This is a genomic window from Pontibacterium sp. (genome assembly GCF_964228735.1).
GTDB lineage: Bacteria > Pseudomonadota > Gammaproteobacteria > Pseudomonadales > Balneatricaceae > Pontibacterium.
Genome location: NZ_CAXRBQ010000057.1, coordinates 36,308 through 58,585, shown reverse-complemented (window position 1 = coordinate 58,585; position 22,278 = coordinate 36,308). Strand labels below are relative to the sequence as shown.

Sequence of the window (22,278 nt, the reverse complement as noted above, 5' to 3'; positions counted from 1 at the left end):
TGTTGTAGTTATTTCTCACCGCCCGCTGCTATACCAGGCTGTGATTGCTTGTTAGCAGATAGGGACTTTCCCCTATACGACTTCCAATACTACGCAATTTCCCTTATTACTCAAGTTATTCTAAAGTCATATTATTAGTCCCAAGAACATTAAAGGGGGAAATCCCCTAGGCGAAGGGCCTGATAAAACTATTTGAATCAGGCCTGCTGTGATCAGTTTTTTGCTCAGCAAGGCAGAAGGAGTGCTGTGTATTGAATATACATAAACGACTGATAACACCGCTGAGTAAAAAACTGACCACAGCCCTTCGGGTTGTCCCTGAGAAAGCGCCACTCGTCGTTGCTCGCTGCTTATTTGGAATAACCAAACTTCGCAGACTCGCGCCTGGATTGACGTTTTCTCAGGGGCAACAGGCTCGAATCAAATAGTATTAACAGGCCCTCTACATGAATAAGAAAGCCTCTATGGAACTAGAACAATGTCGGGAGGACGCCGACCGTTACCGCCTGCTGGTAGAACAATCCACGGATATGATCTCGCGCCATACACCAGCGCCAGATTGGATCTACATCGATGTTAGCCCGGCGGTAGAATCCGTGGTGGGTTACACCCAGGACGAGATCATTGGCATGTCGGGCTACGACATGTTCCACCCGGAAGATGCCGACAACCTGCTGACCCGCGCAGACTCCGTACGTTATCGCGAAGGGATGTACACCAACGTGTACCGCTACCGTCACAAGGCGGGCCACTATATCTGGCTGGAGACCACCAGCCGCACCATCCGAGACGACGACGGCAATCCGGTCGAGATCATCTGTGTTTCCCGCGATGTGACCGAGCGTGAGGAAGCCCAGCGCGCTATGCGCCGCCTGGCGCGTGTTGTAGAAGCGTCATCCGATATGATCATGTTCTGCAACCATGACACCCGTAAGCTGACCTATCTGAACGAGTCCGCCTACCACACGCTGGGGACAGAAAAAGACACTCCGGTAATCTATTACCTGAATCAGCTGTTTGCACCGGATGTGATCGAATCGCTGCTGAATGACGCCTTGGATCACGCCGCTATTCACGGTGTCTGGTACGGCAGCGTACCGATGCATCTGCCGGAGCAGTTGAACCGTGTTGCGGAGGTGCGTGAAATCATCGCCCACCGTAACCGCCGCGAGAACAACAAGGTGGAGTACTACTCCATCATCGGCCGAGACATCACCCTGCGCCGCAAGGCGGAAGAGGAAGCCAAACGCCACCAGCTAGAACTGGCACACATGTCACGTCTGCTATCCGTGGGTGAGATGGCGACCGGCCTGGCCCATGAGATCAATCAGCCACTGGCAGCGATCCTCAACTACTGCCGGGGCACCCAGCGTCGCCTGGAAGATAAACCCGACGATGCAGTGGATACCGTCACCCGCTCCATGGAGCTGATTACCAAGCAGGCCAAACGTGCCGCCGAGATTATCAAGCGTATGCGGGCCTTCGTGCGTAAGACGGAATACCAGCGTCTGGAGTTCTCGGTTAATGATGCCTGCCACGAGGTAAGCCACTTTTTGCATCAGGAAGCCATTGACCATAACATCACCTTCGATTTCCATCTGGACGAGGATGCACCACCGTTGTTGGCGGACAAAGTCCAGATCGAACAGGTGCTGCTGAACCTGATGCGAAACGCAATCGAGGCATACAGCGATTGTGATAAGGCATACAGACCCGTTATTATCAGCACCCGCAACGCCGGGGGGTATATCTATATCTCGGTGGAGGATGAAGCCAAAGGGATTTCAAGTGAGGGGCTGGCTAACCTGTTTGAACCGTTCTACACGTCGAAATCCACCGGTCTGGGAATGGGATTGTCCATCTCCCGCACCATTATCGAAACCCATGGCGGACAGCTTTGGGCCGAGAGCGACGGCAAGACCGGAACCCATTTCCATCTGAAACTTCCGTTAAGGGATAAATAATGCAAGCAAGCGTGACAGGTACTATCTATATCGTCGACGATGACGAAGATTTTCGTGACTCTATGCAGTGGTTGCTGGAATCCGCCAGCCATCAAGTGATCACCTACCCGTCTGCCCAAGCGTTTCTGGATAACTTCAACGGCGAGATCGGCTGCATGCTGCTCGACGTACGTATGCCGGAGATCAACGGCCTGGCCCTGCAGCAGATCATGCAGGACCGCGGTATCCAGCTGCCAATCATCGTACTGTCCGGCCACGGTGATATCCCGATGGCGGTGAGCGCAATGAAAAACGGCGCCCTGGATTTCCTGGAAAAGCCATTTGATGACGAAGTGCTGCTGCGCCTGGTGGATAAAGCGCTGAGCCGCGCGGAAGAGATGCGCAAAGACCTAAGCGAACTGGGTGAGATCCAGGCCTGCCACGACAGCCTGAGCCGTCGTGAAAAAGAGGTGATGGGTCTGGTGGTTGTGGGTAAAGCCAACCGTGAGATTGCGGAGGAGCTGGGCATCAGCCCGAAAACCGTTGAAGTTCACCGCGCACGCGTGATGAGCAAAATGCGCGCAGGTAGCCTGCCAGAGCTGGTGCAGCAGGCGGCAAAACTTGCGGAAGCAAGCTAAGCACATATCTGTAGGTTGGTCATTGCGCAGCAATGCCCAACACCTTCAAGCGCAAATCACCTGATTAAGTTGGGCAACGCGTTGCGTTGGCCAACCTACTTGCTGAACACACCACACACGTAGGTTGGCCATTGCGAAGCAAAGCCCAACGCCTTCACACTCAGATCTCCACAGTTTCTTCTTCAAACTGACGCAGGATAAACGGCACCATCGCCTCCAGCGCCGGCTGCTCCGCTTCCAGATGCGGAACATGACCGCAGCCATCCAGGTAGAGAGGCGTGGCATTCTCACCAATACCCGCACAGATATCAGTGACCTGTTCAGGTACACCGTACTGGTCGTCTTTCCCTTGAATGATCAGCGCCGGACAGCTGATACCCGACAGCCAGCGGCTGAAATCCATATTCTGGTGACAACTCTCCCGCAACCAGGTCTCTGACCAGGCACGAAACAGCAGATCGGTACGCTCGCCGTGATAGCGTGCCAGTCGCTCTGGCAGATCGGAATTGTTATAACGCTCAACCGCTTCACGAATACCTGCCAGTGTCAGGTGATCCGCGTACAGATGCGCCGCTTCGGTGATGATCGCTTTCACTCGATCACCCAACACAGACGCCGCGATCAGGGTGATGGTACCGCCGTCACTGTGACCAATCAGGATCACCTCTCCGATACCTGCAGCATCCAGCACTTCGCCCACCCGCTGTTCACCTTCCGGTACCAGATAGTCGTCGGCGCGTGGCAAAGTAATCGGGGACGATTCGCCGTAACCCAAGCGTTCGTACACAAACACGTCACAGCCAGTCGCCTCGGCCACCCGCTGCGGAAACTGCTTCCACATACGGATATGGCCCAGTGCTTCGTGCAGAAACACCAGCGTCGGTTTGTCACTCCCAGAAGACTGAGTACCGTGCATTGCATGGACGTGCTGCCCATCGGGCAGGGTCAGTATCCGTTCATTCCAGCTCAGACTCATCAACGGTTCTCCGGCGCTGGGATCGAATAGGTCATGGTCGCGTGGGCAACCGGATCTTCATCACCGTCGGACAGGATATACACCTCACCCACGCCGAGCCGTTTACCCACCTTCAGCATCTGTGCTTTGGCGATGATGTCCATATCGGAGGCGGGTTTACGCAGGAAATTGATATTCAGGTTAGTGGTCACCGCGAGGGCAACCGGGCCGATTCGGCTCAGCAGTGCAGCATAAACTGCCACATCGGCCAATCCCATCATGGCAGGACCGGATACCGTACCACCGGGGCGCAGGTGCTGGTCATCCACCGGCAGGCGCATGGTAGAGGTACCATCCCCCAACTCCAGCAACTCACCGTACTGTTCTCCCTGCGGGAAATGATCCGCCAGGAACTGCCGCATCTCTTCGAAATTCATCTCCATCGCGCTACCTCTCGATTAGTCCACGGTTACGATTGCCAGTGTCACTGTCGCCTTGGCCACCAGCTTACGCTGTTCACCAACCGCATACACCTCACCTTCAGCGACCGTCAGGGTTCTACCCTGTTTGATCACCTTAGCTTCGCATTCCAGTGTGTGGCCCTGGGCGGGACGCAGCAGGTTAACGGTAAAGTCGGCGGTCAGAACCCGCTGACCTTGGGCGATCAACGTCGCCGCTGCAGTGCCACAGCTGTGATCCGCCAGTGTGGCCTGAACACCGGCATGGACAAAACCGTCCTGCTGTTTGTGGTTTTCGTTCAGGATTATCCGGGTCCGACAAAGACCGGGGCTGAACTCAAGGAGTTCAGCCCCTAGTTGACGGATAAACGGTGCCTGATCGAAAACCCGGCGAGTCTCAGACTCGTAGTCCGGGTTGCTCGGTTTCATTCAGGCAATCTCCGTTAAGCGGTAACAGTCTCGCTTTCGTCGCGGGCCTGGTTACGCAGGATGAAGCGCTGGATTTTGCCACTTGGTGTCTTAGGCAGATCCTGCACAAACTCGATCTCACGTGGGAATGCGTGAGTGGAGAGGCGGTTACGTACGTGCTGCTTCAGCTCTTCTGCCAGCTCTTCGTTGGCGTCGAACTCCGGCTTGATCACAACGTACGCTTTGATGATGGAACCACGTTTCGGATCCGGCTTGCCGACTACACCAGACTCAGCCACTGCTTCGTGCTCGATCAGGGTGCTCTCCACATCCGCAGGTCCTACACGGTAACCCGCGGTAGTGATGATGTCGTCGTCACGGCCGGTGAAGGAGTAGCTGCCGTCGCCGTGGCTCATTACCACGTCACCGGTCAGGTAGTATTTACCGTGGAACGGGTTCTTTTCCTGCCAGGTGTAACCCTGGAAGAAGAACAGCGGAGAGTTATCCACATCCACCGCCAGCTGGCCGGTTTCACCTTCTGCGATCTCGTTGTAGTCCGCATCCAGCGCCACTACACGGTGACCTGGCATGGAGAAGCCCATAGAACCGACGCGTACCACATCCTGCTCCAGGTCGTGGTGGTTACATGCGGTCATGCCGGTTTCGGTCTGACCGTAGTGGTCCATTACCGGGCAGCCCAGACGCTTATCAACCCAACTGATAACTTCCGGGTTCAGCGGCTCACCCGCACTGCTTGCAACACGCAGATCAAACTTATCATCCGCAGACAGTACGTTGTCGTTCGCCATCAGCATACGGTACGCAGTTGGTGCCGCGGCCAGGTTGGTGATGTTGTACTTACGCAGCATGTCGTAGGTGGTTTCCGGGGTGAATGCCGCTTCACAGAAGTGAGTGGTATTTCCCAGCAGGAGCGGGCCAACAACGGCATAGTACAGACCGTATGCCCAGCCTGGATCAGCCACGTTCCAGTAGGTATCTTCCGGACGCAGACCAATCGCAAAGCGCATGTAGATGTAGAAAGAAAGAATTGCGCGGGAAGGTACGGCAACACCCTTGGACTTACCTACGGTACCGGAGGTGAACATCTGCAGGAACGGATCTTCTGCACCGACGCGTACCGGTGCAAATTCGGTAGACAGGCTGTCTACCTGCTCAGAGAAGTCACGGTCAGCCGCATACTTTTCGTCAGCCGCCGCGCGGTTAACCAGCAGGATAGATGGGCAACCCTGCACGTCGTCCAGCTTGGAGCGGTTCGCCGGATCGGTGACTACCAGTTTGGTACCCGCCTGCTGTACACGGTATTCGATCGCACCTGGACCAAACGCGGTAAACAGCGGCTGGTAAACAGCACCGGCACGCAGGGTACCCATGATGACAACCATCAACTCTGGGGTACGTGGCAGCAGCGCCGCAACGCGGTCGCCTTTACCGATGCCCTGAGACTCCAGGTAGTTGGCGAACTGAGCCGCTTTCTCTTTCAGCTCAGCAAAGGTCAGCTGAGAGGCTTCGCGGGTCGCACCTTCGTACTTCAGCGCTACGCCATCACCATCGGCCCATTTATCAACGATCTCTTCACAGACGTTAAAACCGTCCTTCAGATTACCGATCATCTTCTCTTCGATCATCGCCGGATCAAACTGATCATAATATGCCTGGTAGTTTTCCGTAGTCATTTTCTTTCTCTCGTTTATCGTTGTTATTCTTTCCCCGGTAGAGACATGAACTGTGTGGCGTTTAGCCAAACACACCTGCCGTCCGGAGTTTATCTATTTCATCGTTGTTCATTCCCGCCATCTGCAGGACTGTGTCCGTGTCAGCACCGCGCAGTGGTGCTTCTGCAGGCAATGGCGTGGATTCGTTGTTAAAGCGGATCGCCGGTGCAACTTGCACCTCACCGTTTTTATTGTTCTTCTGAATAAGTCCCCGGGACACAAAAGCGGGATGGTCTGCCGCTTCCGTCATGGTCAGCACAGGTTCAACGCAGGCATCGACATCGGCAAACGCCTGCTGCCAGAAAGCCAGGTCCTGACTCTGGAAGATCTCGCGTAGCTGAACTTTCAGCGTTTTGTCATCGAGTTCTGCCAGCTCAGATGCTTCAAGGGTTTCCAGCAAGGCACGCTTAAATTGCGGTTCAAGACTTCCCACCGCCATAAAACGCCCGTCGCGGGTTGGGTAGTAGTCGTAGAACCCAGCCCCGTTAAGGAAATGGGTTTCGTAGCCATCTTCACGGCCGCCGTTAAGAGCACCCGGTGCCAGCAACGCCTGCAGCGCCATGCTGTTATCCGCCATGGAGATATCGATCTGGGCACCCTTGCCCTGACGGTCTCGCTGAATCACGGCTACCAGAATAGACACCACAGCCGGATGGGAACCCGCTGCAATATCTGCGACCTGCACACCCAGAGGACAAGGCCCCTGCCCGGCACGTCCCATATGACTGGAGACACCGGCAAGGGCGAGGAAATTGATATCGTGCCCCGCTTTTTCAGCATAGGCACCGACCTGGCCGTAACCCGAGATGGAGCAATAGATCAGATCAGGCTTAACCTTGCTCAGATCCTCATATCCCAACCCCAGTCGATGCATCACCCCCGGACGGAACTGTTCAACAACGATGTCGAACTCCTCCACCAATCTATGCACGATGGACTGAGCATCAGGATGTTTCAGATCCAGAGTGATCGATTGCTTACCCCGGTTCAGGTAACGAAACGCCGCAGATTGACCGTCAATCTGCGGTTTCATGTTGCGCACCAGGTCATCCCGCACAGGCGACTCGACACGCACCACCTCCGCGCCCATATCAGCCAGCAACATGGTGGCGTACGGCCCCGGTAACAGGGTGGAGAAATCGAGTACTTTAAGCCCGGCGAGAGGTTTCATATGCGGTGACCCTTAGCTGAACTCACGCAGGATTTCACGCGCGATAATCACACGCTGAATCTCACTGGTACCTTCGTAGATCGAGGTGATACGCACGTCGCGGGTATAGCGCTCCAGCGGGTACTCCTGCATGTAGCCGTAGCCACCCAACATCTGCAGGGCGCTGTAACACGCCTGGTTTGCCTTCTCGCTGGCAAACACTTTCGCCATGGAGGCTTCCTTGGCAAACGGCAGGTCACGCTCTTTACGATCCGCCGCAGACATCAACAGCAAACGCGCCGCTTCCAGTTCGGTGTAGCGGTCCGCCATCATCCACTGCAGTCCCTGGAAGTCAGAGATCGGACGACCAAACTGCTTACGCTCCTGGATGTATGCGGTCGCATAGTCCATCGCCGCCAGACCAACACCCAACGCCAGAGAACCGATACCGATTCGGCCACCGGCCAGCTCGGCCACTGCCAGACGGAAGCCATCGTTCAATTTGCCCAGGATTGCAGATTCCGGCACTTCTACATTCTCAAAGTGCACTTCGTTGGTTGCAGAGCCGTGCTGGCCCATCTTCTTCTCAGCCGGCGCTACAGTAATACCCGGCGTACCGGCTTCGACCAGGAAGCAGGTGATGCCTTTACCTTTCTTCGCTTCCGGATCGGTTACCGCCCACACCACGAATACACCGGCGAACTCAGCGCTGGTGATCCACTGCTTGGTACCGGAGATTGCGTAGCCGTTTTCGGTTTTCACCGCTTTCGCACGCATAGAGGCAGGGTCGGAACCCGCACCGGATTCAGTCAGGCAGAAGCTGCCCGCACGGTATTCACCGCTGCAGATCAGCGGCAGGTATTTGTCTTTCTGCTCTTCGGTACCCATCGCCTGGATCACTTCCGCCACCATGTTGGTTACCGACATGGTCACAGCGGTAGATGCACAGGCACGGGCGATCTCTGTCATCGCCAGACTGAACGCAACAACGCCAGCCTCAGTACCGCCATACTGGCCTTTGATGTTCAGGCCCATAAAGCCCAATTCAGCGAGCTTTTTACAATTTTCCAACAGGATGGATTTATCTTTGGTCTGATCCAGTTTTTCCGCAACAGGCGCCAATTCGGTCTCGGCAAAACGTTTTGCGGTGTCCTGGATGAGTTGTTGTTCTTCTGTCAGAGAAAGGTCCATCAGGGTCTCCACTTAAGGGTTTACCCTAATCTATACCCCAAATTTACGTTTACGTAAACATCAATCTATCAAGCCAAATACAAACCCAGGTTCAGCCAAACAACCTAAATTACCCTGCAGGCTCCTGCCTTCGTACGCTGTCGGCCAATCGCAGGCGGAACATGCTGCAAGTGCGGCATATCCAAAAGATTAATCCGCTGATGAAAATGCCTCACTCCGTCAGCCCGACCTCATCAAATGATCAACTCTCAATTCGGTTAACTGGCTTCCACACCGCATAAAACGGCCTTCGCGGGCCAGACGTCAGGCATGGCACGGTTTCTGCTGGATTCTGCAGCAACACTTTCGCATGGAATACAAAGACTTGGAGAGACCGTATACACGATGAATAACGATAAAAATAAACGTCCATCGGATAACGACATCCTTGTAGTGACTACCGATCCGGATGCCAATATCCGCTATGTCAGCGATGACTTTTGCCGACTATCCGGTTACGCCCGAGACGAACTTTACGGCAAAAACATCAAAATACTGCGCCACCCCAAAATGCCTGCGGGGCCGTTTGATCAACTATGGGAAACGGTGACTGCCGGTCAGCCCTGGATGGGGATCATCCTCAATCGCAACCGTCGTGGTGACGATATGTGGCTGGATACCTACATCATCCCCACCTTGGAGAATGACACCGTCACCGAATATCAGGTGGTCTATCGACAACCGTCCGCACAGGTCATGCGTTTTGCTCAATCGATCTACGAGCAGCGACTCCGCGGCAAGACACCCAAAGCACTCTCTCGCAAGCCGCTTGAATTGGGAACCCGTCTCAGCCTGGCCACCTTATTGTCGCTATCTCCTCTGGCCGGCTGGACGCTATGGCAACACCCCGGCGTAGGTTCCTACATCGCTGCGTCGATTTCAGCGCTCATGGTTATAACAGGCTGCAAATTACTGACACGTAGATTCAAGCGACTGGTAAATTCCAGCCGCAGTATTGTCAGCCATCCAGTCAAACAACTGATCTACACGGGAACGACCGATGATATTGGGCAGCTTGAACTGGTTCAGTGCCAGCTACAGTCCCAACTGGATGCCGTGCTACGCCGCATTCAGGATGCATCGAACGAGGTCAAACGCAGCTCTGACACCTCCGATAAGGTGATGAATGCGACCTTCGATAATCTTCAGGCACAGACCAACGCCCTTGAACAGATTGCGGTAACCGTCGAGGAGATGACCGCCACCACCAGCAACATGGCGGAAAACACCCAACTCGCGTTGGATCAGGTCAATCAGGTGCAGCAGGATGCGGAGGTAGGTACCGGTGTGGTTCACCAAGCCGTTGATGCAATCAAACAACTGGATGCCGCAATAGACACCATCGGTGAAAACCTGACAAGCCTGGAAGCCCGTAACTCCCAGATCGATAAGGTGGTGGAGGTCATCCACGATATTGCCGAACAAACCAACTTGCTGGCCCTGAACGCGGCCATTGAAGCCGCACGCGCTGGAGAGAACGGACGGGGCTTTGCTGTCGTTGCTGACGAAGTTCGCTCACTCGCCTTACGGACCCGCATGTCCACACAGGAGATCGGTAAAATCATCGAGGGCCTGCAAGCAGAAACCCGCGACATCTCGTCAGCAATCAAAAGTGGTCAGCACCTGGCCGACTCCACCGTGCATCGTATTGAAGAAGCGGGTCACAATCTGATCTCCATTCTGAGCGCGGTCGATGTCATCAGCGGTATGACCTCAGAGATTGCCAGCTCTACCCATCAACAAAGCGCGGCCACCCAGGAGGTGAATGAGCAGATCCACACCATCAGCAACGCAGCCAACCAAGTTTCGGATGAAGCCGAGAAAACCCTTGAGATGAACCGGTCCACCCTGCGCCTGGCCAACATGCAAAGCAATATGGTGGAGCGGATTATCTCGCGGCATTAGCACAGAAACTGATGTACAAAAAGCAGCCAAACTAAAAACTGAGTGACCTCCGTCAATTTCAGCGCCTTGCAGAGTGTTAGCGCGTGAGTAGAATATGCCCGCGACAATAACAATAACAACGGCTCTAGTTATGGGAAAAATACTTGTAAGTGCTTGTCTGATGGGCGACTCAGTCCGTTATGACGGCGGTCACTCACTCATCGATCACCCGGTGATTCAGCGCTGGAACGACGAGGGTCGACTCGTCAAAATCTGCCCTGAAAGCTCGGGCGGATTGCCAACACCTCGCCCTCCGGCAGAAACCCAGTCTAAGTTTCCGATTTTGATCACCGATCGCACCGGTGAAGATGTCACTCCTGCTTTCCTATTGGGTGCGGAAAAAACACTGGAACGCGCCAAGAAAGAAAAAGTGTGCTGCGCCTTGATGAAGGCCAACAGCCCCTCGTGTGGCAATACCCAAATCTATGACGGTTCGTTTTCTGGCCAACTGACCGAAGGGAGTGGCGCGGCCGCTTCAGAGCTTTTACGCAACGGCATTCCGGTGTTTAATGAACACCAACTGGAAGATCTGTTCCAGTTTGTTTCAGAACGCTAGGGAGCAACGCACATTGCAACGGCTCTCTGGCTAAAATCGCCATCAGGGAGCCTTTGCGATGCAAGAGGAACTTAAAGCCCTCACCCACTTCTACACCCTCATCGTCGACTTCTTCGTCAACTACAGCTTTCAGGTCATCGGCGCGATTATCATTTTTATAATCGGCCTGATAATCGCCCGCTGGATCAGCAACATCACCCTGCGCATCTGCGAGCGGAACGAGATCGACGTCACGCTGCGTCTGTTTATCTCCAACTGCGTGCGTCTGCTGTTTATCGCTATGATCGTGGTGATCTGCTTGGGCAAGTTTGGCATCAGTGTCGCCCCATTCGTTGCTGCGATCGGTGCCATCTCCCTGAGTGCCGGTTTGGCGTTACAGGGAGTGTTCTCCAACTACGGCGCGGGTTTTACCATCGTCCTTACCCGTCCGTTCGTGGTTGGCAACACCATTACCATTAACGAGATCACCGGCGTGGTGGAAGAGATCAAGCTGGCTTATACCCTGCTCTCCACCGAAGACGGCGAAATCATCACGATCCCGAACAAGCACATTGTCGGCGAAGTGATCACCAACTCCTTTGGTAATAAAGTGGTGGAAGCCAGCATCGGTATCAGCTATAGCGCCGATGCCAATCATGCCATCGAGGTGGTGCGAAACACCCTCGCCGGCTTTAACGAGATAACCGCCGAACCCGCTCCACAGGTGGGCATCGAAGGTTTTGGCGACTCATCCGTGGATATCGGCTACCGTTACTGGGTGCCAACACAGCGTTATTTTGAAGTGCAGTACCAGGTGAACCTGGCGCTGTACAACGTCTTTAAAGAAGAAGGTATTGAGATTCCGTTCCCACAACGTGAAGTTACGCTGAAGAACAGCGCCTGACAGCGCGTTCTATAAATGGGTATGTGCGTTGTGACAGGCGCACATACCCCACAAAATCCACCGAATAACGGCCCTTTTCTCCCTCGCACGACTAATTGATCCGTTGCAACGCTTGGCAGGCCGCTGCCCGCACCCTAAAATGTCCGCCTTTCAAAGACAGAATTCATTCATGGGTTAAGGATTTATGCGCGCAAGCCAATATCTGATTGCTACTCTCAAAGAGACCCCATCCGACGCAGAGGTTATCAGCCACCAGCTGATGCTGCGTGCTGGTATGATCCGTAAACTGGCGTCCGGTTTGTACACCTGGCTGCCAATGGGCCTGAAAACCCTGCGCAAAGTAGAAAAGATTGTTCGTGACGAGATGAACAAATCTGGCGCTCAGGAAGTCCTGATGCCCGCGATCCAGCCTGCAGAACTGTGGCAGGAGTCCGGCCGCTGGGAGCAGTACGGCCCAGAACTGCTGCGCGTAAACGATCGCCACAGCCGCGAATTCTGCGTAGGCCCGACCCATGAAGAAGTTATCACCGACATGGTGCGCAACGAGCTGCAGAGCTACAAGCAGCTGCCGGCGAACTTCTATCAGATCCAGACCAAATTCCGTGACGAGATCCGTCCACGTTTTGGTGTGATGCGCTCCCGTGAGTTCATCATGAAGGATGCATACTCCTTCCACATCGGCAAAGAATCCCTGCAGGAAACGTACGATGTGATGCACCAGACCTACGTGAGCATCTTCGACCGCCTGGGTCTGGACTACCGTCCGGTACAGGCCGATAGCGGTTCTATCGGTGGCGACGCTTCTCACGAGTTCCACGTATTGGCTGAGTCCGGTGAAGACGATATCGCGTTCTCCGATACCAGCGACTATGCAGCGAACGTAGAGCTGGCTGAAGCCCTGACACCGGAAGGTGACCTGGCAGCACCAACTCAGGAGATGACCCTGGTTGATACACCAGACGCAAAAACCATCGCGGATCTGGTAGAGAAGTACAATCAGCCGATCGAGAAAACCATCAAGACTCTGATCGTCAAGGCATCTGAAGAGTGCGAAGCAGACTTCGTTGCCCTGATTGTACGTGGCGACCACGAGCTGAACGAGATCAAGGCAGAGAAACTGCCGCAGGTTGCTGAACCTCTGACCATGGCATCCGAAGACGAGTTCCGCGACGTGATCGGCGCTGGCGCTGGTTCCCTGGGCCCTGTAAACCTGAACATCCCATGCATCATCGACCGTGCGGTTTCCAAGTCTTCTGACTTCGGCGCGGGCGCGAACATCGATGGTAAACACTACTTCGGTGTGAACTGGGGCCGCGACGTAGAGATGCCGGAAGTGGCAGACCTGCGTAACGTGGTTGAAGGTGATCCAAGCCCGGACGGCCAGGGTACGCTGGTGATCAAGCGTGGTATCGAAGTGGGCCACATCTTCCAGCTGGGCCAGAAGTACTCCGAAGCGCTGAATGCGACTGTATTGGACGAGAACGGCAAATCTGTTGTGATGGATATGGGTTGTTACGGTATCGGTGTGACCCGTGTCGTAGCGGCTGCAATCGAGCAGAACAACGACGACCGCGGCATCATCTGGCCAGAGTCCATCGCGCCGTTCACCGTTGCGATTGTGGCACTGAAGTACGAGAAATCCGAAGAAGTACGTGCTGAAGCTGAACGTCTGTACGAAGAGCTGACTGCAGCGGGTTACGATGTACTGCTGGATGACCGTGCCAAAGTCAGCCCAGGGGTGAAGTTTGCCGATATGGAACTGATCGGTATTCCACACCGCGTGGTGATCTCCGACCGCGGCATCAAGGCCGGCACCGTAGAGTACAAAGGCCGTCGCGATGCCGACAAACAGGAAGTTGCCCTGGATCAGATCACTGACCTGCTGAAGCAGAACGTCAAAGCCTGATCAGCCACCGTAAGTACGACACAAAAAAGCCACTGCATTTGCCGTGGCTTTTTTAGTTTTTCCTTAATAAAAACACCGTATAACGCCGCAATAGGAAGCATAAAAAGCGATAAAGATTCAACGCTTCGTGACCTCAGCTGCGCGGGAACCGATCACTGGCGATCAGATTAACTTTTTTGAGCCATTGCATTTACCCCAATTAACTGGAGTTGCTGCACCTGCATTCGTCTTTGCAACGTTTAACAGTGTTAAACAAACGTATAACAAGCCGTATTTGCCCTCCTTTTCTAGGCCCTGCGACTTGTCCTAAGGAACCGTATTGGTGTACAAAATAGTTCGGTAGAGGAGCTACCGAACAAAATAAGAATAATACTGTACTGATTTAGGCACGCATTCGGTGCACCGTTAATCTCAGGCGTGGATATCCTGGCTGTATTTTGACGAATGCCCGGTGATCTAAAATTAGTACTCAGACAGGATAAAAGATGAATATCGGATCGTTTGGTTTTCCTGCCGACCAGCTGGTTAAACTCGAAAAAATTCTCAAGCTCTCCAAAAATAACCGCTACCTGCTGACCGAGTTTGACCCTAACAACCTACCAGACCTATTACTTGTCTTTGGCATTGAAAATCTCGACGCCGAAGCAATTGCCGCACTGCCACGCGGCTACCAGTCTCGCCTGATCGTCGTCTCCAAAGAGAAACCCACAGATACCGGCCTTTCCCACCTGGGCTACCCGCTTGTCTCTTCCCGCGTTGTTCGCACCCTGGACCAGATGACCTCCGAGAACGAGGAGTACAACACCGGGGATTCAGAGAGCACAGGTGAAGACAAAGAGAACCTGTTCCAGAAGTATGAAGCCCAGGCGGAAAGCGCACACCGCGCAGCGGAAGAGACCATCAGCGAACGCAACGGCTATAACGTGCTGGTTGTGGACGACAGCCATGCGATGCAACAAGCCCTGGCAACAGAACTACAGAAGTTACCCCAAGCGGTTGAGATCGACTTTGCCGATGACGGCGAGAGCGCACTGGATAAAGTGGCAAGCAACCAATACGACTTTATGTTTCTGGATATCGTCATGCCGGGTATCGACGGCTTTGAAACCTGTACCCGAATGCGCGAGCAACCAGCACTGAAAAAAACCCCGATTATTATGCTCTCCTCCAAAAACTCTCCGTTGGATGAGGTGAAGGGCATTATGTCCGGGTGCTCGACCTACCTGACAAAACCGATTAACCCGGATGAATTCCAGAAGGTGATTAATCGTGTGTCCAATTGGGTAGCTGAATTTAAAAAAGACTAAAAGAACCGATTTTAAATCGGTCAATTCGCGAATAAGCAAGAGAAACGAACGGGACCCAACATGCCATCACCTAAAATCCTCGTAGTTGAAGACGACACAGTTCAGCAATTGCACATCTGTAAACTCCTCAACTCCATCGACGCAGAAGTTATTGTTGCCACCAACGGCAGCGAAGGCGTACAGAAAGCGCAGGAAGAGAAACCTGATCTGATTTTTATGGACGTGGTGATGCCAGAAGTTGACGGTTTTGCCGCATGTCGCCAAATCACCCAGGACGCAGCCACTAAAGATATTCCTGTTGTGATTGTTTCCAGCAAAAACCAGGAAGCAGACAAGGTATGGGCACAGCTTCAGGGAGCAAAAGCCGTCGTCGGTAAGCCGTACGAAGACGAAGAGATTCTTAATCACGTACGCGAGCTGCTGTAAGCAGCGCCAGACTCGGGACGGAATGCGTCAGTCCCGATAGCAAGAGACGACCTAAGGAGACGGTAGATGGAAGCTGAACTGTTCGATCTTACAGAGCCGCCTGAAAACTTTCAGGAAGTCCGCCACGGTTTCGAAGTGGCAGGCAACCACCTGATGGTACCTAGGGAACTGTATTCTGAATTGATCAGCCGCCCGCGTATCTGCCGTATCCCCACTACTCCTGTTTGGTTCAGCGGTTTTATTAACCACCGTGGTGAAACGGTGCCGGTGTTTGACTTGGCAGCCCTTGCCCAGGACGGTGATACCGGCACCCGCGATCAATCCCAGCGCTGGGTGCTGTTGCTGGATGAGCAGCCTTACATGGTGGGCATACTGCTATCTGAGCCCCCTGCCGCCCTTGTAGCACCAACGCCATTGGATGACACCGCAGCCAGTCACCTGAGTGAAGCGCTGCGCCCGCACACCCACGGCTACGTAAAACACAAAGGTACGGTCTGGGCTGAACTGAACCACCGCCAGTTTTTCGCTGCGGTTAAAGAACGCTTTTAATGACACGGGTGGCGCCACGCCAACGCCCCCGTAGCCGCCTGTGACTGCACAGGCAGACGGATAAACTCTGACGAGGTACGAAGGTAATGAGTTCGTTTTTGGAATCTGACAGCTTATTGGAGTCCAGGAAGATTGAGAGCTTCAGCGACATTAAGATACCGACCAAGTTCTTTATGTCCCTGGCCCTCCTGGTAATCGGCCTGACGTTCATGGGCGCAGCTTACTATCAGACCATCGTAATCGAGGAGAAAGCGCAGGTCCGATCCAACGAGCTGGCTGAATTTACCAAGCTGATCAACGGCATCGAGATCAACATCGCCCTTGCCCGTTTCTACGAGAAAAGTTTCCAGATCGACCGAGACCTGGAACAGCTGAACCAGTTTAACGCGGCGACAGCACAGATCGACGATAACCTCACCAAGCTGCAAGGCTACCTGCGAACCGAAGAAGATAAACAGCAGATCAAAGAGTTCCACGCCTTCATCGATGATTACCAGGATACCTTCTACGACGGTTCTGAGGCCTTGATGGAAGCGGGCCTGACCTCTGGCGAAGGTCTGGCGAAAGAGCTGCGTGACCTGCTGTGGGAAACCGATGCACTGATCATCTGGCTGGAGCGCACCTGGCTGCGTGACCAGTTTGACCAGACCCGCAGCGCCATCGACGAGTATATCGCCAGTGGTGGTGTGGAAGTAACCACCGAGCAGGTGAACAAAAACCTGACCCGCATGATCAACCAGCTTGAAGCGGCCAAGGTGACCAGCTACCAGCAGAACAAGGTGGCGGTACTGGAAAATATGCGTGAAGCGCAAGAGCTGTTTGAGGAACTGTCTGCGGCAATCGACCGAAGCTCCACCCAGTTCAGTCAGGTTCACTTCATCATCCAGAACCTGGTACCGGCGATCGAAGAGCTGGATAAGCTGACCGGCGTCTACAACATGCAGAACGAAGATCAGCAGGCCGCCGATACGCTGGACATGGTGACCTACTTCTTTATCTCCATGGGCCTGATGATCGTGGCGATGGCGGTAGCGATGTCGATCGCAAAATACGGCGTAATCGACCCGATCAACCGTATTCAGCAAACGGTAAACCGCGTACGTGAAGGTGACGTAACCGCACGAAGCGAACTGGAAACCCGCGACGAACTGGGTCAGCTGGCAACCATTCTTGACGCCCTGCTGGACGAGAAAGAAAAAGCGCTGTCCGAGAAAGAGGAAGAGAACCGCCGCCTCAACAGCTCCATCATCGAACTGATCCAGAACGTATTCCGAATCAGTCAGCGAGACCTGACCGTACGTGTACCGGTAGCGGAAGACGTAACCGGTGCGATTGCCGACTCCATCAACCAGCTGGCATCCTCCATCGAATCGGTACTGCACGATGTAAACGCCGTATCCAACCGCGTAAACAACGCGTCGGTACAGGTGAAATCGCAGTCCGAAACCGTGCTGAACTATGCAACCCGCGAGCAGGAGGAGATCCTCGAAACCCTGCAGGGCCTGGATTCTGCAATCAAGGCGATGGAGCTGATCTCCAAGCTGGCATTGCTCTCCAACAACGCTTCCCAGAAGGCGATCAAGACTTCTGAGACGGCGATGGATTCCGTATCCCAGACTATCGACAGTATCACCAAGATCCGTCAGACCATTCACGAGGCGGAAAAACGAATTAAACGCCTGGGGGAACGTTCCCAGGAGATCGGCGGTATCGTAAACCTGATCAACAATATCTCCGAACGTACCCACGTATTGTCCCTGAACGCGAGTATGCACGCCGCATCTGCCGGTGAAGCCGGTCGCGGTCTGATGGTGGTAGTAGACGAGGTACAGCGTCTGGCGGAGAACTCCCGAGAGGCGACCGCGGAAATCGAAAGTTTGGTGAACAACATCCAGCTTGAGACAGCCGATACTATCAACGTAATGAACACCGTAATCACCGACGTTGTCGAGGGTACCCGTCTGGCGGAGGAAGCGGGTGAGCGTATGGACGAAACCCGTGCGACTACACAGACCCTGGTAGATTCCGTAATGCGCATCGCACAAAACTCCGTTAAGCAGGCCAAGGTGGCCGAGCAGTTGCGTGAGCGTGCGAACAACATCGGCGAAACCTCCAACGCAACCAACGCCGAGATGCAGCAGCAGGCGCAACTGTCTGACGAGCTGGTACAAGCAGCAGAAGAACTTCAGCGTTCCATCAGTGTGTTTAAACTTGCTGCGTCCTGATCACCGATCAGGACCAGTTATAGGTGGTAACTATGTCGTTTGATGTACGTACAGAGGTTGCGCAGCTTTTCGACGCTCAGCGAGCATTTCTATGCAGCTCGGGCGATGAAACAGCACAATGCTATCAGGCACTTTCCGAGTGCCTGTATACCCTGATCGATAAAGCCAGCGAGGCCGATTTCACCGGCCTTGCCGATGCCCTCGCCCTCTACGGTGAACTGCTCAGCCAGGTCTGCCCGGAAGAGCGTTATCCCAACGATCAGTCCGCACTGGATCTGATGGTTGAAGCGGCCGGCGCGTTTAGCGCACTGAGCCGGGGTGACCAGACTGCCATCGAGCAGCTCACATCGCTACTGGGTAACAGCGGCTGGCCTGAGCCGGTCGCCGACGATGATACGCAGTTTCTTTCCGAAATCCTGCAGGACGATATTCTGCGCCTGAACAGCGCAGAAAATTCCGCAGACGAAGATGCGATAGAGCTGACCGAAGTGGTGCTGGTTGGTGAAGATGCCAGAGAAGAGAACATCGAGCTCGACGAAGTGCATCTGGTAAAGGAGACACTGCCAGAACGCGCTAACGAGCTAAATAGCACAGCGCACACGCCTGTTGAACCGCAAACAACTCCGGAAGCGGAAGCACAATCCGCAACTCAGCCAAAGTTGCCTTCAGAAGAGCCCCTTATTGAAGAGTCACTTATTGCACAAGCTGCTCGTTTGTTGGCTTCAACTGAAGACAACGCTGAACAGATCAACATCCTGCACGACCTGGTTGATCGCTTTAGCGAAGCGGAACTTTCAGGTTTTGCTGACAGCTGCGCCCTTGCCGCCGAGCTATTGGGTCAGGACACCAGCGACAACACACTTCCTCGAAATCTGACTGAAGCGCTCACAACCCTTTTACGGGCGCCGTCAGACCAGAGTGCCGCGGCGTTTCTGGCCTCACTTAGCGACAGCGGCTGGCCGGAGCCGGTAGTTACCGACGATATAGAGTTCCTGGAAGAGCTCCTCGACGAGGACCACCAGCGTCTGCAGTTCGACGCTGAGATCGATACGTTGGTGCCGGTGGAAGAAGTAACTGCTGAGGAAAAGACGCCCGCAGAGCCGACGTCAGAAAACTCGGAGCAAGCGCATACATTCTGTGAGATCGACTTTGGCCTGCTGGAAGAGGCCGGACCAAACGTCGATCCTGCCGTACTACAAATGCTGACCGAATCACTCAGCAGCTTGGTTGAACGCTGGCAACAAAGCGACACCGATGACAGCGGCCTGCCAACCGATACCATCGAAGCCCTGACACCGATCCGCCGCGCGCTGGATACGCTGCACCTGCGCGGCATTCACATGCTGTTGGGTGGTTTGGAGCTGAACCTGTCGCTGTTGGAACAACAGCACAGCCAGTCCCACGATGATACCTACGAACAGCTGACTCAGTGTCTGCGTACTGTTCAGGAACACCTCGGTGAGATTGAAAACCAAGAGATCCAGAACACCCTGATCGACCTGTGCGCAAGCCCTGCCCTGCCGTGTCCGCTAAGCGAAGATCAAGCCGCCTTCCTGCGTGGCATGTTGGCCCTGGCTTCAGTCCGTACAGTCGATGAGATCGTCAAACAAACTGCTAGCGCGGATGACATCAGCGTTACGGTACAGGATGATCTCGACCCGAACCTGTTTGATATGTTGGTGGCGGAGCTGCCAACGCTGACCGAGGATCTGCTCAGTAACCTGCAGCAGATGATCGAAGCGGACAGCCTGACCAACCTGGATGCCGCCCGTCGTATCGCCCATACCATCAAGGGCCTGGGCAACATGGCGGGCATTCAGGGACTGGCCAACCTGACCCACAGTATGGAGGATATCCTCGATACACTGGTGGACAGCCAGTTGCTGCCGGGGAAACAGCTGAAGGACGATCTGCTGGAAGCGGCCGACTGTCTGGCGGCGATGGGCGAAGCGGTGACCGAGCATGCCGCCCCTCCAGAAGACGCGCTGGAGGTACTGCAAACCGTTCTGGACTGGTCCTACCTGCTGAAAACCGAAGGCGCCGCTGCCGCCCAAGGTGCACGTGCTGAATCCAAAGCACCGACGGCAGACACCAAGACAGAAACCACTGTACAACAGTTTGCTGAATCCGACGGCCAGACCCGCCGTGAAGAAAACTTCCTGCGTGTTCCTCAGTCGCTGCTGGATACCCTGTTCCGTATTACCGGGGAATCCAACACCCTCACCTCTCAGGTCGACGAATCGATCACCCAGTTGCGTACCCTGACCCGTGTTAACCGCGAACGTCAGCGTCACTTGCAGCGGATCATCTTCGAACTGGAGCAGCAGCTAAACGAATACTACACCCTGCATCCCGAGCTTGATCCGGCATCCGAGGGCTTCGACCCGCTGGAGATGGACAACTACAACGAGATGCACACCAGCCTCTCCCGCCTGCACGAATCCGCGGCCGACGTCCGTGAAGTCGAGCAGGAGATGGATGAACAGATCCGTAACCTGACCGATCTGCACGTAACCCAGACCGGTCTGCAGAAAGAGAACCTGGCAAACATCCTCAGCACCCGACTGGTTGCGGTGAAAACGATCAGTTCCCGTGTACAGCGCATCATGCGCCAGGCCTGCCGTGCCGCGGGCAAGCAGGCACGCTTGGTGATTGAGGGGGAAGAGGTACAGATCGATAGCCAGATTCTGGCCCAGCTCACCGACCCGCTGATGCATATCATCCGTAACGCGGTCGACCACGGCCTGGAAACACCGGAAGAGCGCCGGGCGGCCGGTAAACCGGAGGAAGGCACTCTGACCCTGCGCTTTGTGCAGGAGAACGACCAGATCCTGGTGAGCTGTAGCGATGACGGTGCCGGTATCGACACCGACAAGATCCGCCGCGTAGCCGGTGAAAAAGGCCTGATCGAAGAGCACACCATGCTCAGCGATGCGGAACTGCAGCGCCTGATCCTGGTACCGGGTTTCTCCACCAGCGACGAAGTCAGCCAGCTTTCGGGTCGAGGTATCGGCATGGATGTGGTGTACCAGCAGATCATGCGTATGCAGGGCACCCTGAACATCGACTCCGAACGAGGACAGGGATCACGCTTTGAGCTGAAGATGCCGTCCAGCTCCCTAATGATACGTGCCCTGCTGGTGCGTGCAGGCCGCCAGCTTGTAGCCCTCTCCAGTCACGGAATCGAACAGAGTATTCTCTCCCTCGACGGCAAACGTCGCGAAAGCGAAAACGGCGAACGTTTCGTGGTCGGCGAAGAGGAGTATCCGCTGCTGAGTCTCGAGATGCTGCTGGCTGAACCCCGCGTTGAATACACCGAAGGTGCCATCCATCCGGTGCTGATCATCAACCTGGGTCAGGGCGAAAAAGTCGCCTTGATGGTGAAAGAGATCGTTGCCCACCGCGAGCTGGTCTTTAAAGAGATGGGCCAGTATGTACCGGATATCCCAGGTATCCCTGGCGTAACCATTCTGGCGAACGGTGAAGCAGCACCCATTATCGACTTGCCGTCACGTATCCTGCATCAGCAGTCCTCTCGTATCGAATACCAGGAACTGTTGGAGCAACACGCAGTGCCGGACCTGCCAAAGCTGATGGTTGTTGATGACTCCATCAGTGCCCGTAAATCCCTGGCAACGCTGCTAAAGGATACCGGTTACGAAGTCTCCACCGCGATTGACGGCCTGGATGCACTTAACCAGATCCGTAAAGATCCGCCCGACTTGGTCCTGACCGACCTGGAGATGCCACGCATGTCCGGTATCGAGCTGTCGTCTGCGATCCGCAACAATGCCACAACTCAGGACGTACCGGTGATCATGATCACCTCCCGTTCAACCGAGAAACACCGCGAAGAGGCCGCTACCGCCGGTGTTTCCGACTACCTAACCAAACCTTGGACCGAGGAGGGACTGCTTAGCCGGGTTCAAAACCTGCTGGGTTAGCCCCATCTTAGGAATTTTAATAT

17 protein-coding genes are annotated in these 22,278 nt (G+C 54.6%); 11 read left to right on the top strand and 6 right to left on the bottom strand.

All coding sequences use genetic code 11. The features are described 5' to 3' along the window. Positions 1-464: 464 nt before the first annotated feature. Both ACEQ15_RS06135 and ACEQ15_RS06130 read left to right on the top strand, forming a co-directional pair. On the top strand, positions 465-1,964 hold the full coding sequence (locus ACEQ15_RS06135; RefSeq protein ID WP_282353721.1) for a PAS domain S-box protein: 1,500 nt from the start codon (positions 465-467) through the stop codon (positions 1,962-1,964). Continuing rightward, positions 1,964-2,581, top strand: coding sequence for a response regulator transcription factor (locus ACEQ15_RS06130; protein ID WP_282353723.1), 618 nt, complete (start codon positions 1,964-1,966; stop codon positions 2,579-2,581). The genes ACEQ15_RS06135 and ACEQ15_RS06130 overlap by 1 nt, the downstream gene beginning before the upstream one ends. Before the next feature lie 160 nt (positions 2,582-2,741). Here the strand turns inward: ACEQ15_RS06130 and ACEQ15_RS06125 are convergent, their stop codons facing one another. From ACEQ15_RS06125 to ACEQ15_RS06100, 6 genes are all read right to left on the bottom strand, one after another. Continuing rightward, positions 2,742-3,557, bottom strand: coding sequence for an alpha/beta fold hydrolase (locus ACEQ15_RS06125; protein ID WP_370278203.1), 816 nt, complete (start codon positions 3,555-3,557; stop codon positions 2,742-2,744). Further along, positions 3,557-3,979 carry a PaaI family thioesterase gene (locus ACEQ15_RS06120; protein WP_370278202.1) on the bottom strand — a complete coding sequence of 141 codons (423 nt, stop codon included), beginning with the start codon at positions 3,977-3,979 and terminating at the stop codon, positions 3,557-3,559. Before ACEQ15_RS06120 ends, ACEQ15_RS06125 begins: the two co-directional genes overlap by 1 nt. A gap of 15 nt (positions 3,980-3,994) precedes the next feature. Beyond that, complete coding sequence (locus tag ACEQ15_RS06115) at positions 3,995-4,423, bottom strand: PaaI family thioesterase (RefSeq protein WP_370278201.1); 429 nt, start codon at positions 4,421-4,423, stop codon at positions 3,995-3,997. A gap of 14 nt (positions 4,424-4,437) precedes the next feature. Next, positions 4,438-6,096, bottom strand: coding sequence for an AMP-binding protein (locus ACEQ15_RS06110; protein ID WP_370278200.1), 1,659 nt, complete (start codon positions 6,094-6,096; stop codon positions 4,438-4,440). 61 nt (positions 6,097-6,157) lie between these two features. Continuing rightward, positions 6,158-7,306 carry a CaiB/BaiF CoA transferase family protein gene (locus ACEQ15_RS06105; RefSeq protein ID WP_370278199.1) on the bottom strand — a complete coding sequence of 383 codons (1,149 nt, stop codon included), beginning with the start codon at positions 7,304-7,306 and terminating at the stop codon, positions 6,158-6,160. A gap of 12 nt (positions 7,307-7,318) precedes the next feature. Next, a complete protein-coding gene (locus ACEQ15_RS06100; RefSeq protein ID WP_370278198.1) occupies positions 7,319-8,476 on the bottom strand; it encodes an acyl-CoA dehydrogenase family protein in 1,158 nt (385 codons plus the stop codon). A gap of 384 nt (positions 8,477-8,860) precedes the next feature. Between ACEQ15_RS06100 and ACEQ15_RS06095 the strand changes: the two genes are divergently transcribed. The 9 genes from ACEQ15_RS06095 to ACEQ15_RS06055 all read left to right on the top strand — a co-directional run bounded on the left by ACEQ15_RS06095 (position 8,861) and on the right by ACEQ15_RS06055 (position 22,255). After that, entirely contained in the window at positions 8,861-10,420 is a 1,560-nt protein-coding gene (locus ACEQ15_RS06095; RefSeq protein ID WP_370278197.1) for a methyl-accepting chemotaxis protein, read from the top strand. 94 nt (positions 10,421-10,514) lie between these two features. Continuing rightward, the gene (locus ACEQ15_RS06090) at positions 10,515-11,015 is read left to right on the top strand and encodes a DUF523 domain-containing protein (RefSeq protein WP_372530377.1); all 501 of its coding nucleotides are present in this window, start codon (positions 10,515-10,517) and stop codon (positions 11,013-11,015) included. A 58-nt stretch (positions 11,016-11,073) separates the two neighbouring features. Beyond that, positions 11,074-11,898 (top strand): mechanosensitive ion channel family protein, encoded by an 825-nt coding sequence (locus ACEQ15_RS06085; RefSeq protein ID WP_370278195.1) that lies wholly within the window; start codon positions 11,074-11,076, stop codon positions 11,896-11,898. 184 nt (positions 11,899-12,082) lie between these two features. Beyond that, positions 12,083-13,804, top strand: a complete 1,722-nt coding sequence (locus ACEQ15_RS06080; RefSeq protein ID WP_370278194.1) for a proline--tRNA ligase — start codon at positions 12,083-12,085, stop codon at positions 13,802-13,804. Positions 13,805-14,289: 485 nt separating this feature from the next. After that, the gene (locus tag ACEQ15_RS06075) at positions 14,290-15,111 is read left to right on the top strand and encodes a PleD family two-component system response regulator (RefSeq protein ID WP_370278193.1); all 822 of its coding nucleotides are present in this window, start codon (positions 14,290-14,292) and stop codon (positions 15,109-15,111) included. Positions 15,112-15,171: 60 nt separating this feature from the next. Beyond that, entirely contained in the window at positions 15,172-15,537 is a 366-nt protein-coding gene (locus ACEQ15_RS06070) for a response regulator (RefSeq protein ID WP_370278192.1), read from the top strand. Positions 15,538-15,603: 66 nt separating this feature from the next. Then, positions 15,604-16,086 carry a chemotaxis protein CheW gene (locus tag ACEQ15_RS06065; RefSeq protein ID WP_370278191.1) on the top strand — a complete coding sequence of 161 codons (483 nt, stop codon included), beginning with the start codon at positions 15,604-15,606 and terminating at the stop codon, positions 16,084-16,086. 86 nt (positions 16,087-16,172) lie between these two features. Next, positions 16,173-18,311, top strand: coding sequence for a methyl-accepting chemotaxis protein (locus tag ACEQ15_RS06060; protein WP_370278190.1), 2,139 nt, complete (start codon positions 16,173-16,175; stop codon positions 18,309-18,311). Between the two features lie 32 nt (positions 18,312-18,343). Next, positions 18,344-22,255, top strand: coding sequence for a response regulator (locus ACEQ15_RS06055; protein ID WP_370278189.1), 3,912 nt, complete (start codon positions 18,344-18,346; stop codon positions 22,253-22,255). Positions 22,256-22,278 lie beyond the last annotated feature (23 nt).

Excerpts from the sequence above, each read along its gene's own strand:
- ACEQ15_RS06135 (WP_282353721.1), top strand. The coding sequence starts at position 465 with ATGGAACTAGAACAATGTCGGGAGGACGCCGACCGTTACCGCCTGCTG.
- ACEQ15_RS06130 (WP_282353723.1), top strand. The coding sequence starts at position 1,964 with ATGCAAGCAAGCGTGACAGGTACTATCTATATCGTCGACGATGACGAA.
- ACEQ15_RS06125 (WP_370278203.1), bottom strand. The coding sequence starts at position 3,557 with ATGAGTCTGAGCTGGAATGAACGGATACTGACCCTGCCCGATGGGCAG.
- ACEQ15_RS06120 (WP_370278202.1), bottom strand. The coding sequence starts at position 3,979 with ATGGAGATGAATTTCGAAGAGATGCGGCAGTTCCTGGCGGATCATTTC.
- ACEQ15_RS06115 (WP_370278201.1), bottom strand. The coding sequence starts at position 4,423 with ATGAAACCGAGCAACCCGGACTACGAGTCTGAGACTCGCCGGGTTTTC.
- ACEQ15_RS06110 (WP_370278200.1), bottom strand. The coding sequence starts at position 6,096 with ATGACTACGGAAAACTACCAGGCATATTATGATCAGTTTGATCCGGCG.
- ACEQ15_RS06105 (WP_370278199.1), bottom strand. The coding sequence starts at position 7,306 with ATGAAACCTCTCGCCGGGCTTAAAGTACTCGATTTCTCCACCCTGTTA.
- ACEQ15_RS06100 (WP_370278198.1), bottom strand. The coding sequence starts at position 8,476 with ATGGACCTTTCTCTGACAGAAGAACAACAACTCATCCAGGACACCGCA.
- ACEQ15_RS06095 (WP_370278197.1), top strand. The coding sequence starts at position 8,861 with ATGAATAACGATAAAAATAAACGTCCATCGGATAACGACATCCTTGTA.
- ACEQ15_RS06090 (WP_372530377.1), top strand. The coding sequence starts at position 10,515 with ATGCCCGCGACAATAACAATAACAACGGCTCTAGTTATGGGAAAAATA.
- ACEQ15_RS06085 (WP_370278195.1), top strand. The coding sequence starts at position 11,074 with ATGCAAGAGGAACTTAAAGCCCTCACCCACTTCTACACCCTCATCGTC.
- ACEQ15_RS06080 (WP_370278194.1), top strand. The coding sequence starts at position 12,083 with ATGCGCGCAAGCCAATATCTGATTGCTACTCTCAAAGAGACCCCATCC.
- ACEQ15_RS06075 (WP_370278193.1), top strand. The coding sequence starts at position 14,290 with ATGAATATCGGATCGTTTGGTTTTCCTGCCGACCAGCTGGTTAAACTC.
- ACEQ15_RS06070 (WP_370278192.1), top strand. The coding sequence starts at position 15,172 with ATGCCATCACCTAAAATCCTCGTAGTTGAAGACGACACAGTTCAGCAA.
- ACEQ15_RS06065 (WP_370278191.1), top strand. The coding sequence starts at position 15,604 with ATGGAAGCTGAACTGTTCGATCTTACAGAGCCGCCTGAAAACTTTCAG.
- ACEQ15_RS06060 (WP_370278190.1), top strand. The coding sequence starts at position 16,173 with ATGAGTTCGTTTTTGGAATCTGACAGCTTATTGGAGTCCAGGAAGATT.
- ACEQ15_RS06055 (WP_370278189.1), top strand. The coding sequence starts at position 18,344 with ATGTCGTTTGATGTACGTACAGAGGTTGCGCAGCTTTTCGACGCTCAG.